Raw genomic sequence first — 11,350 nt, 5'->3', positions numbered from 1 at the left:
AGTCGTCTCGACCGGCGCCACGTCGCTGCGCGACGGCGCCAAGGTGCTGCTCGCGAGTGGCGGGTCCGGAGGCGCCGGCGGGCGCGGCGCCGGGGCGGGGCCCAACGCCGGCACGGCCGGCGGCAAGAAAGCTGGCGGCACGCCGTCGGGTAATTAGCCAGGAGTGAACGGGCCCCGTCAGCCGGGTCCGGGGGTTCGCAGGCCTTCGTTCAGGAACTGAGATACATGAGCATTCCACGTACTGCCATCGAGCGCCCGGTCACCATGTTCATGATCAGCGCCGTCATCGTGCTTCTCGGCGCGATTTCGCTGATCCGCCTGCCCGTCGACCTGCTCCCTGACCTGTCGTTCCCGAGCCTGACGGTCCGGGTCTCGTATCCTGGCGTCGGCCCCCGGGAGATCGAGGAGACGATCACCCGGCCGATCGAGCAGACCGTCGCCGCCGTGTCGGGTCTCGACCAACTCAACTCGACGTCGTCGGAGGGCAGCAGCCGGGTCACCCTGAACTTCGTCTGGGGCACCGACCTCGGTGAGGCCGCCGACGACCTGCGCAGCCGCATCGACCGCGTGCGCGGCCGCCTGCCCGAGGACGCGGACCCGCCGGTCATCTTCAAGTTCGACTCCAACGCCTGGCCGATCATGACCGTCGCGGTGCAGGGCGAGATGGATGAGGTGGCGCTGCGCGAGATGGCGGAGCGCACGCTGTCGCCGCGCCTCGAGCGTGTCAACGGCGTGGCGTCTGTCACCGTGCAGGGAGGTCTTCGCCGGCAGATCCGCGTCGATCTCTCGAAGGAGAAGATCACGGCGATGGGTCTGCCGGTGGATCGCATCGTGTCGGTGCTCCGGACGGAAAACCAGAACATCCCCGTTGGCGAGATCAACGAGGGGACGCTGACCTACCTGGTGCGCAGCCAGGGGCAGTTCAACGACCTCGAGGAGATCCGCAATCTCGTCGTTCTGACGCGCGAGGGCGTGCCCGTCTACATGCGTGACATCGCCGAGGTACGCGACGGCACCGAGGACTTCCGCAGCTTCACGCGCGTCAACGGCAAGCCTGGCGTGCAGATGCGCGTGACCAAGCAGTCGGGCGAGAACACGGTGGCGATCTCGGAACTGGTACACAAGGAAGTCGCGCGCATCAACCGCGAGGTACCCGGTGTGCAGCTGACGGTGACCAACGACAGCGCCGTGTTCATCGAGCAATCGATCGCCAGCGTCCGTGAAGCAGTCCTGCTGGGTGCGATCTTCGTCGTCCTCGTCATCTTCGTCTTCCTGCGCAGCTGGCGCTCGACGCTGATCATCTGCACGTCGATTCCGATCTCGATCATCGGGACGTTCGCGCTGCTCTACTTCGGCGGCTACACGCTCAACACGATGACCTTCGGCGGCCTGGCCCTTGGCGTCGGCATGATCGTCGACGCCTCCATCGTGGTGCTCGAGAACACCCAGCGCCACCTGGAGATGGGCAAGTCCCGGACGCTGGCCTCGATCGAAGGCAGCGAGGAGATCTGGAGCGCCATCCTCGCCTCCACACTGACCCACATCGCGGTCTTCGTGCCGCTGTTCTTCCTGACCGGGTTCTCGAGCGTGCTGTTCAAGCAGCTGTCGGTGGTGGTCGTCTTCTCGCTGCTGATGTCGCTGTTCGTCGCCGTGACGCTGGTGCCGGTGCTGTGCTCGATTTTCATGAGTGAGCATGCCGACGAGCCGAAGTCGGGCGTCATCGGCTGGCTGTTCCGGGCCAGTGGTCGGGTGCTCGACGGCATCGACAACCGCTACGCCGGCATCCTGCGCGTTGCGCTGAGGCACCGGCCGACCGTGCTGGCCATCGGCACGGCCCTGTTCGTCACGGCGCTGATGCTGTACCCCATGCTCAAGTTCGAGCTGATGCCAGTGACCGACGAAGGCGAGGTCCGCGTGGACATCGAACTCCCGGTCGGCACCCGCATCGAGCAGACGCAGGCGGCGATCCTGGAGATGGAGGAGCGCATCCGCAAGGCCGTGCCGGAGACGGTGACGATCATCTCGCAGGCCGGCGGCGGGGGCTTCATGGGCGGTGCCAGCACGCATCGCGGCGACATCACCGTCCAGTTGACCAAGAAGGCCGAGCGCACGCGGTCCAACGAGACGATTGCTGCCGACCTGCGTCGCCAGCTCACCGGCGTGCCTGGCGTCATCGCACGCTCGCGTGCCTCCGGCGGCTCGCAGCTCAATCGTGTCCTCGGCGGCAACCAGGACGCCCGGCTCTCGCTCGAGATTCGGGGTTATGACTTCGAGGATGGACAGCGCCTCGTGCGGGAATCGGAAGCGCTGCTGCGCACGGTGCCGGGCATTGCCGACGTGCGCAAGGCCCGCGAGGACGGCCGGCCGGAGTTGGCCGTGCGGGTGGACCGCGACAAGGCCGCCATCTTCGGCCTGAGCGTGACGGCTGTGGCCGACACGCTGCGCACCAACGTGGCCGGGACTCAGGCCGCGTTCTACCGTGAGCGCGGGCAGGAATACCCGATTGTCGTCCGTTTGCGGCAGGAGGATCGTGAGCGGATCGCCGATGTGGGTGACGTGCTGCTGAGCGCCCCCGGCGACCGCGTCGTCCCGGCGCGGAGCCTGCTGACCGTCGAGCCGGAGAACAGCCCGGTCGAGATCGAGCGCAAGAACCAGGAGCGCATCGTCCGCGTCAACGCCGAGCTCGAGACCAGCTTGTCGGAGGCCGTGGCCAACGTCGAGAAGCGTCTGCCCGAGCTCAACATCCCGCCCGACTTCCAGGTCGGCTTCGGCGCCGAACTCGAGGAGCAGATCAAGGCCTTCACCCAGCTCAAGTACCTGCTGATCCTGGCCGTGATCCTGGTCTATGCCGTGATGGCCTCGCAGTACGAGTCGTTCCGCGACCCGTTCATCATCATGTTCTCGATCCCGCTGGCGGCGATCGGCGTGGTGGGCGCGCTGCTGCTGACCAACACGACCTTCAGCCTGCAGGCCTACATCGGCGTCATCATGCTGGCCGGCATCGTCGTCTCCAACGCCATCCTGCTGGTGGACTACACCGGGACGCTGCGCAAGCGCGATGGCATGGAGTTGTTCGAGGCGGCGGAGGCGGCCGGCCGCACGCGACTGCGCCCGATTCTGATGACGACGCTGACCACCGTGCTCGGCCTGGCGCCGATGGCCTTCGAGATCGGTGAGGGCGCGGAACTGCAAGCGCCGCTGGCGCGCGTCGTGATCGGTGGCCTCGTCGCCTCGACGCTGATCACCCTGGTGTTCGTGCCGACGCTTTACACGATCTTCGAACAGGGCCTCAAGGGCCTGCGTCGCACGCCGGCGGCCCGCCCCGCCTCGACGGGTGAAGCCGTCGCCCGCGTCGACCTGTAGCGTCGGGACGACCCACCCGCGGGAGGCCAACGGCCGCTGGACGCTCCAGCGGCCGTTCGTCGTTTCAGGGACGGGTCATCAGGGCATTGAACACGAGCTTGAACGTGCCGTGGGTCTGCGCCCGGTTCTGCGGACGGAACCCGATCAGCACGACCTGCCCCTTGCCGCGTCGCACCGCGACTGCCGCGGCCTTTCGCGCGATGACCTGCTCGCCGAGCAGCCAGCCACTCTGCAACAGGTCGCGGTCGGCATAGGTGGCCAGGATGGACACGTCCTGGCTGCGGTCGGTGGACGTGACTTCGTAGACCTGGCTCCCCGACATGAAGAGCGCCAGCCCCTCCTTCGGCATGCCGAAGGCCAGCGCGTGGTCGTTGGCGTAGCGCACCCGCAGCGTCGAGCCCGGGGACCAGAATTCGCGTGACGGCACGTTGGCCACGACGTTGCGCAGCGGCAGCGAGAAGCGCTGCAGCGGCAGGTCGCCGGCCTGACCGAACGTCAGCAGCGTGCCGCCCGCGTCGACGAACGCCTGCAGCGCCTTGACGCCGTCGGCACCGAAGCCGCTGCGGAACTCCGGCGGCGTGGTCGACTGCGCGGAGCCGCCCTCCCCTCCCCCACCGCCACGAGCCCCGGCAGGCGGGTCCTCGCCCGTCATCGCCGCCAGCGAGTCGGCAGGCAGCACGATGACGTCGAACTTCGTGTCGAGCCCGCCGGCCTTGACGTCGGCGTCGCGCACCGAGGTGAAGGGTACGTCGAACTGCTCGAACAGCAGGCGCGTCCAGCCTTCGTCCATGTTGCCGCCGCGATACCGCTGGAACAGGCCGATGCGCGGTGCGGCCAGCGCGGTCATGTTGGCCGGGACCGGATTGGTGGCCGCGACGAAGTCGACGCCCGCCTGGCGGGCGATGGCCGACACGTCCACGGGCGGCACGAGGAAATCGCCGGCGCGGATGCGTCCGTCGGCGGTGCCGACATTGACGCGACGCACACCGATTCCCTTGCCGAGCAGGAGGAAGACGGCCCGATAGCTGTCGTTCTGGCGCCCGTCGAGCACGTACCCGTGAGGCGCCGCGGCGGCCACCACGGCCGACGGGACCAGCGGCGACGCGACTCTCGTCAGTGCCGTCGCGGGCACGGCCTCGGCGACGGGGTCGCTGCGAACGCCCATGAACTCGCCGAAGGTGTCGGTGGCCATGTCGTATGGGCGGATCGGCGTGCCGTCACGCTCGCGGGTGTAGGTGTTGTCGGGGTAGAAGGTGCGCCCGAGCATCCAGCGCACCAGCGCCTGCTTCGGCTGCGCCATCGGCACGACGAAGGAGCCGGGGCCGTACACGCGACCGTCGACCACCATCTGGGCGCGCGCCTCGTGGACCTCGACCCCGGAGGCCAGCAGCATGTTCACCAGTTTGCGCACCGTCGGGGCATCGTGCTGGCCGGCGGGCAGGACGTAGGCCTTCACGGGGCCGGTGGTGCCGCGTTCGACCTGCCGCGACGCCTTCAGGTACATGTTGCGCAGCACGGTCTCGCGGTTGCGGGCCGCCAGATCGACGGTCGCCCAGGCGGCGATCTTCTGCTGCTCGACGATGTCGCGCACGCGCCACCACCCGCCCGGCCACACGCTCGGCATGTTGGTCTGCGGGCCGTACTCCGGCAGGTTGCGCGGTCCCCCTCGCAACTGATCGGGGTGCAAGAACATCGGCGTCGCCAGTCGCGCGCTGGCCGACTCGGTCAGCATGCCGGCGATGTTGTGGAACGGCGTGATCCAGTGGAACCCCATGTGGCCCCAGCCCGAGTAGATGGCCGCGCCGACCACCCCGGTCTTGCCGGCCGCCTCCAGGTGCGTGCCCATGTGCGCCCCCCACCACGCCATCTCGCGCCACACGATCGGATCGCCGTCGGGGCGAATCGGCTCGGCGTAGGGCGGGATGTAGAGTCGGGCGTTGGTTGCGCCCATCTGATGATGGTCGACATAGGCCTGCGGCACCCACTCGCGGTACAGGATCTTCGCGAGGTGGCGCGACTCCGGCAGGTTCAGCGCGAAGCCGTCACGGTTGTTGTCGTGCCCCGCGTACTTCTGGTAGAGCCACGGCAGTGCCGCCGCCTCGAACTCGGTGCCGACGTACTTCATGTACCAGTCGGCAATCATCTGCGTGCCATCCGGATTGATCGACGGCACGACGATGCTGATCACCTGATCGCGGATGCGGGTGGCCTCCTCGTCGGTGCGGGTCAGGCTGTCGTGGACGAACTCGGCCGCCGTCTGTGCCGCCGCCACCTCGTTGGAGTGCAGCGCGAAGGTCTGGATGACGACGGCGCGCCCGTCCTTCACGATGCGATCGATCTCGCCCGGTGCGGCACCGCGCGGGTCGGCCAGCGTGGCGTTCATCTGCCGCAGCGTCTCGAGCCTGGCGAGGTTGGCCGGCGACGAGATGAACAGGGCGATGTAGGGGCGACCTTCGCTGGAGTGGCCGAGCTCGACCAGCCGCACGCGGTCGGACGCCTTCGCCAGGGTGCGGTAGTACTCGAGCAACCGATCCCAGTTGGCGAGTTTTCGGTCGGCGCCCATGCGGAAGCCGAAGAACTGCTCCGGGGTCGGCAGTGCCGCGGAGGCTTGCGCGCGGACGGTGACGGGCGAGATCCACGGCAGGGTCGGATGGCCGGGGCCGGCGATCGCCAGGCTGGCCAGCACGACGGACAGCGCGCCTGACGCGCGCACACGAGGTCTGGGCATGGCGGATTCTAGCGCGGCGGGTGCGCGTCGACCTGAAGGTCGACGCCTACGTCTGGGGAATGACGCGCTCCGCGCACGACTGTAGCCGTCGACCTTCAGGTCGACGGGCGTGCCTACGCTGTCGGCGGGAGGCGATCCAGCAGGTCCTGCACCGACTGCCCGGACACGGGGTCGACCCAGTCGCCCGCCACTTCGGCGAGCGGCTGCAGCACGAAGAGGCGGTCGCGGAACCTCGGGTGGGGCACGGCGAGGCCTGGCTCGTCGATGACGAAGTCGCCGTAGAGGATGAGGTCGAGGTCGAGGGTGCGGGGCGCGTTGAGGAACGGGCGCTCGCGGCCGGCGGCGATCTCGATGGCCTGCAGGGCTTCGAGGAGCGGGCGGGGGGCCAGCAGCGTGCTGCCGACGACGACCTCGTTGAGATAGGCCGGGGCGTCGGCAGGACCGCCGACGCTGTCGGTCTCGTAGCGCGCCGAGGCGACGGCCCCGCTCAGGAGCACGGCGAGGCGGTCTTCCGCCTCGTCGAGCTCGGCGTCGCGATCCCCGAGGTTGCTGCCGAGGGCGATCGCGACCGGGACGCGCGCTATTCCACCCAACGGACCGACATCACGCCATCGCCGGTGCTCGCGCCGGCCATGCGGCGACCGAGCAGGTCGTCCCGCCCCTCGAGGGCGAGCTGGAAAAAGCGCAGGTGTTCGCGCATCTCGCCGAGCATCAGCGTCAGCATCGTGCGGTGACGGGCGTTGGTGATCCCCTCGATGCGCGCCGACCACTTGTCGAGGAACGCCTGCTGCTGCCGGGCATCGTCCTGCAGCACGGCCGTTTCGCGCGTCTTGCCCTTGCCCGACGGCAGGGCGAGCGCCGAGATGCTCGAGTCGTACGTGCCGCTGAGGTCCTCGATGGCCTTGCGAACCCACTGCAGGTGGTGTTCCTCGCGGCCGATCACGTACTGGTACGTGTTGTTGAACTCGTAGTCGGCGATGACCTGTGCGCCCTTGATGTGGCGATCGAACAGGGCGAGCCGCTCGCGGTAGAGCTCCTGCAGCAGCGACAGGGTGGCGGAGTGCTTCACTTCTGTTTCTCCTTGCAGGTGATGCAGGAACGCGTCCAGGGAATGGCCCGGAGCCGCGCGGCCGAGATCATCTCGCCGCAGTCCTTGCACACCCCGTACGTGCCGCGATCGATGCGCTCGAGCGCTTCCTCGATCGCCTGAAGAATCTTGGCGTCCGTGGACCGGAGCTTGAGCGCGATGTGCACCTCGTTGATGCCGTCGGCCTGGTCGGCCATGTCCCCCTGACGGCTGTTCCCCATCATCGACCCGATGGGCTTGAGGCCCTCGCCGGCGAGCAGTTCACGCCGCTTCTTCAGCAGGGCTTCCTGGAACTCGGACATATCCACCGTGGGTGCTCCCCCCCTGCCGGTACCCGCGGCAGGAAGCTAATCGATGCATGTTAGCACCCTCGGCCCGACGGCTGACCTATTCGGCGCGGAGCACGGCCAGCGGTCTCCGGCGCACCACATCGAGGCTGGCGAGGACCCCGACCAGCCCCACGACGAGCGAGGTCAGGACGACGCCTGCCGCCACCGTCCCCGGGGCAGGATGCCACGCCATATCGAAGAGATAGTGCGAGACGGCCCAGCTCAGCGCGAGGGCGCCCAGCGCCCCCACCAGCCCCCCCAGGGCGCCGAGTCCGAGGTACTCGAGCGCCACCATCGCGGTGATGGTGCGCGGGGTGGCCCCGAGCGTCTTGAGAATCGCGGATTCGTAGAGGCGCTGGAACCGGGTCATCGCCACCGATCCGACGACGATCAGGACGCCGCTGAAGAGGGCCAGGCCACCCACGGCGGTGATGGCCAGCGTGACGTTACCCAGGATGCCCTGCGCCGCCTTGACGACTTCACGGACGTCGACGGCTGACACGTTGGCATGCGCCGCGACGAGGTCGCGCTGCAACCGGGCGCGCGCCTCCGGCGTGTCCGGGGCGCGCAGCACCCCCATGAAGCCATGCGGCGCCTTCTCGAGCGTGCCAGGCCGAAAGACGAACATGAATCCGCCCGACCGCACGTCGTTCCAGTCCACGTTGCGAATGGAGGTCACCCTGGCCTCGATCACGCGGCCGAGGATGTCGAACTTGACGACGTCGCCCATCTGCAGGCCGGCGTTGCGGCGCAACGACTCCTCGATGGACACCTCGGGCAGGCCGTCGGACGAGGCCGCCCACATCGAGCCCTCCAGCAGCGTTTCGTTGGCCTCCAGCCCGTCGCGGTAGGTGATGACGAACTCGCGGCCGAGGCCCTGGCGCCCCTGCACCCCCTCGACGCCGTCGACCTTGGCCATCGCCCCGCGCACGCCGGTGACGCGCGCGCGCAACACCGGGATGAGCCGCAGGCCCGTCGCCCCTGGCGTCGCGGCGACGACCCGCTCGACGTCCGCGGCCTGATCCTGCTGGACGTCGAGGAGGAACATGTCGGGCGCGTCCGGGCGCAGGTCGAGCGAGAACTGCTCGAGCAGCGTGCCCTGCACGAGTCGCACGCCGAGGATGAAGAAGGTGCCGAGCCCCACGGCCAGCAGGATGACGCGCGTCTGGTTGCCGGGTCTGGCGAGACTCAGCACCGCATGGCGAAGCGCGAAGATGCGGGTCCGCCGCAGTGGCCGGACCGCGCGCACCACGGCCGCCGACGTCGCGAACAGGGCCATCGTGATCACCAGCAGGCCGATGGAGACGATGAGGCCGGCCTTGAGCGACGCCGCCTGCCAGGACGCGACCAGCGCCAGCGCCAGCCCCACCACCACTACGGTCCCCCACTGCGCCCAGTCGATCTGCCGCAGGCGCCCGCCGAGCGAGGTGCGGGCCGACTCGTCGCGTAACAGCCACAGGGGACGGACGCGCCGCACCTCGAGCAACGGCACCAGCGCGAACAACAGGGACACGAGCACGCCCACGGCCACGGCCTGCACCGACGCCTGAGGCGTCAGCCGTGCCTCGAGCTTGTCGAGCCCGAAGAGGCCTCCGGGCAGGAAGCGCAGGGCGACCGCGCCCAGCACCAGTCCCAGCAGGCTGCCGAGCAGGCCGAGCGTCGCCACTTGCGCCACGTAGATGCCGAGGATCTGCCGGCTGGTGGCCCCGAGGCACTTCATGACGGCGATGCTGCGGATGCGCTGGCCGATGAAGACGCGCGTGACGCTCCAGACGCCGATGCCACCGAGCACCACCATGACGAACCCGATCAGGCTCAGGTAGTTCTCGGCGACCCGCAGGTCCTCCCCCAACCGGTCCTCGGTCGATCGATACGAGCGCGCCGTGACGAAGCTGCCCTTGAACTGCTCGCGCACGCCCTCGACCAGCGGCTCGATGCCGGCCTCGTCGACCTTCATCAGGATGGCGAAGCGCGCCCGGGCGCCGAACGCGAGCAGGCCCGTGGCTTCGAGGTCGCTGCGCGCGATGATGACGCGCGGGCCGAGACTGAACATGCCCGCTCGTCGTCCGGGCTCGGTCTCGATGACGCCACGAATGGTGAACGTGCCGTTGCCGATGCGCACCTGATCGCCGACGGCGATCCCCAGTTGCACGAGCAGCTCGGGACGCACGAGGATGCCCTGCCGATCGAGCAGCGCGTGATCGAAGGCCTGCCCGTCGCGGAGCACGAGCTGCCCGTAGAGCGGGTACCCGCGGTCGACGGCCTGCAGTTCCGCCATCCGTGCCACCGCCCGGCTCTCGTCGGCCGGGCGAACCATGGTCGCCAGTTCGACGACCTCCACCCGCTGGCGCACCGGCGCCCGCGCGATCGCCGCATCGAAGCGGGCCCGCGTGTCGTCCGGCCAGGGCCGGTTGGTCGAGAACACGACGTCGGCCGCTGTCAGCACCCGCGCTTCGCGGACCAGCGCCTCACGGACGTTCTGGATCACCGACCGCAGCGCGGCGATGGCCCCGACGCCGATGGCGACGCACAGGAAGAAGAAGAGGAGGCGGCCCCAGGCGGCGCGGAGTTCGCGCCACACCATGCGCAGCGTGAACATGGTCAGGCCCCGCGCTCGATCCGCTCGACGACCCGGCCGTCGCGCATGACGATCTGCACATCGGCCCTGGCCGCCAGGTCCCGGTCGTGCGTGACGAGCACCAGCGTCGTGCTGCGCTGGCCGTTGACCTCGAACAGGAGGTCGATGACGTGCTGGCCGTTGTTGGAGTCGAGGTTGCCGGTCGGCTCATCGGCCAGCAGCACCTTCGGCTCGTTCGCGAGCGCGCGGGCCAGAGCGACACGCTGCTGCTCGCCACCGGAGAGCTGCGACGGGTAGTGATGCACGCGCGCGTCCAGCCCGACCTCGTGCAGCAACCGCGTGGCGCGGGCGTGGGCGTCCTTCGCGCCGGCCAGTTCCATCGGCACCAGCACGTTCTCGAACGCCGTGAGCGACGGCATCAGATGGAAGAACTGGAAGACGAAACCGATGAGGCGTCCGCGCAACCGCGCCAGGGCATCCTCGCCGAGGCTCGTGATGACGGTGCCGTCGATGGCGATCTCGCCGGTCGTCGGGGCGTCCAGGCCAGCCATCAGGCCGAGCAGCGTGCTCTTGCCACTGCCCGACGGCCCGACGATGGCGAGGCTGCGGCCGGCAGGGACGGTGAGGTCGAGCGGATGGAGGATGGTCAGGGGCGACCCGCCGCTGTCCACGGTCTTCGAGACGCCGCGCAATTCGATCATGAGGTGGCGAGGGCGCGTGTCAGCAGGGGCTGCAGGGACTGCCAGATGAGGTCGGCCACGCGCCGGGTACCGTCCTCGTTGGGGTGGATGCCGTCGGACTGGTTGAGGGCGGCGTTGCCGGCCACGCCTTCGAGCATGAAGGGGATGAAGGCGACCTCGTGCTCGGCGGCGAGGTCGGTGTACACCTGACGAAACTCCCGCGTGTACTGCGGACCGAAGTTCGGCGGCGCTTCCATCCCCAGCAGCAGCACGACGATGCCGCGCGCCTTCGCCGCGGCGATCATCTGTGACAGGTTCTCGCGCAACTGATCGACCGGGAGCCCTCGGAGGCCGTCGTTGGCGCCGAGTTCGAGCACCAGCACCTTGACGTCGCCATCGAGCGCCCAGTCGAGGCGCCGCACGCCGCCGGCGGACGTGTCGCCCGAGACGCCGGCATTGACGACCTCTGCCGTGAGGCCCGCCTGATCGATCTTCTCCTGCACCAGGGACGGCCACGACTGCTCGGGCGGCAGACCGAGCCCGGCCGTCAGGCTGTAGCCGAGGGCGACCACCCGCGGGCGGCCG

Annotated in this window: 8 protein-coding genes; 1 reads left to right on the top strand and 7 read right to left on the bottom strand. The window is 69.2% G+C overall.

Annotation, left to right across the window (positions count from 1 at the left end):
- The first annotated feature begins 225 nt into the window (after nucleotides 1–225).
- On the top strand, nucleotides 226–3,363 hold the full coding sequence (locus Q0C41_RS25895; RefSeq protein WP_291988902.1) for an efflux RND transporter permease subunit: 3,138 nt from the start codon (nucleotides 226–228) through the stop codon (nucleotides 3,361–3,363).
- Nucleotides 3,364–3,427: 64 nt separating this feature from the next.
- On the opposite strand, the gene Q0C41_RS25890 is transcribed toward Q0C41_RS25895, so the two are convergent.
- The 7 genes from Q0C41_RS25890 to Q0C41_RS25860 all read right to left on the bottom strand — a co-directional run.
- A complete protein-coding gene (locus Q0C41_RS25890) occupies nucleotides 3,428–6,091 on the bottom strand; it encodes a M14 metallopeptidase family protein (RefSeq protein WP_291988900.1) in 2,664 nt (887 codons plus the stop codon).
- A gap of 113 nt (nucleotides 6,092–6,204) precedes the next feature.
- Complete coding sequence (gene folK / locus Q0C41_RS25885; RefSeq protein ID WP_291988898.1) at nucleotides 6,205–6,684, bottom strand: 2-amino-4-hydroxy-6-hydroxymethyldihydropteridine diphosphokinase; 480 nt, start codon at nucleotides 6,682–6,684, stop codon at nucleotides 6,205–6,207.
- Nucleotides 6,672–7,160, bottom strand: coding sequence for a hypothetical protein (locus Q0C41_RS25880; RefSeq protein WP_291988896.1), 489 nt, complete (start codon nucleotides 7,158–7,160; stop codon nucleotides 6,672–6,674). The genes folK and Q0C41_RS25880 overlap by 13 nt, the downstream gene beginning before the upstream one ends.
- Entirely contained in the window at nucleotides 7,157–7,480 is a 324-nt protein-coding gene (locus tag Q0C41_RS25875; protein WP_291988904.1) for a TraR/DksA family transcriptional regulator, read from the bottom strand. Before Q0C41_RS25875 ends, Q0C41_RS25880 begins: the two co-directional genes overlap by 4 nt.
- Before the next feature lie 85 nt (nucleotides 7,481–7,565).
- The gene (locus Q0C41_RS25870) at nucleotides 7,566–10,106 is read right to left on the bottom strand and encodes an FtsX-like permease family protein (protein WP_291988895.1); all 2,541 of its coding nucleotides are present in this window, start codon (nucleotides 10,104–10,106) and stop codon (nucleotides 7,566–7,568) included.
- 2 nt (nucleotides 10,107–10,108) lie between these two features.
- Nucleotides 10,109–10,786: an ABC transporter ATP-binding protein gene (locus Q0C41_RS25865; RefSeq protein WP_291988893.1), complete on the bottom strand. Its 678-nt coding sequence runs from the start codon at nucleotides 10,784–10,786 to the stop codon at nucleotides 10,109–10,111.
- Nucleotides 10,783–11,350, bottom strand: a 568-nt coding sequence (locus Q0C41_RS25860) for an arylesterase (RefSeq protein ID WP_291988891.1), incomplete at its 5' end; no start/stop codon positions are given. The genes Q0C41_RS25865 and Q0C41_RS25860, both read right to left, overlap by 4 nt.

The sequence above is a fragment of the Luteitalea sp. genome (genome assembly GCF_022842525.1).
Lineage (GTDB): Bacteria > Acidobacteriota > Vicinamibacteria > Vicinamibacterales > Vicinamibacteraceae > Luteitalea.
The sequence above is the reverse complement of the archived record's forward strand: the minus strand, read 5'-3'. Positions and strand labels throughout refer to the sequence as shown.

Coding starts and splice junctions, on each gene's coding strand:
- Q0C41_RS25895 (WP_291988902.1), top strand. CDS start 226: ATGAGCATTCCACGTACTGCCATCGAGCGCCCGGTCACCATGTTCATG.
- Q0C41_RS25890 (WP_291988900.1), bottom strand. CDS start 6,091: ATGCCCAGACCTCGTGTGCGCGCGTCAGGCGCGCTGTCCGTCGTGCTG.
- Q0C41_RS25875 (WP_291988904.1), bottom strand. CDS start 7,480: ATGTCCGAGTTCCAGGAAGCCCTGCTGAAGAAGCGGCGTGAACTGCTC.
- Q0C41_RS25870 (WP_291988895.1), bottom strand. CDS start 10,106: ATGTTCACGCTGCGCATGGTGTGGCGCGAACTCCGCGCCGCCTGGGGC.
- Q0C41_RS25865 (WP_291988893.1), bottom strand. CDS start 10,786: ATGATCGAATTGCGCGGCGTCTCGAAGACCGTGGACAGCGGCGGGTCG.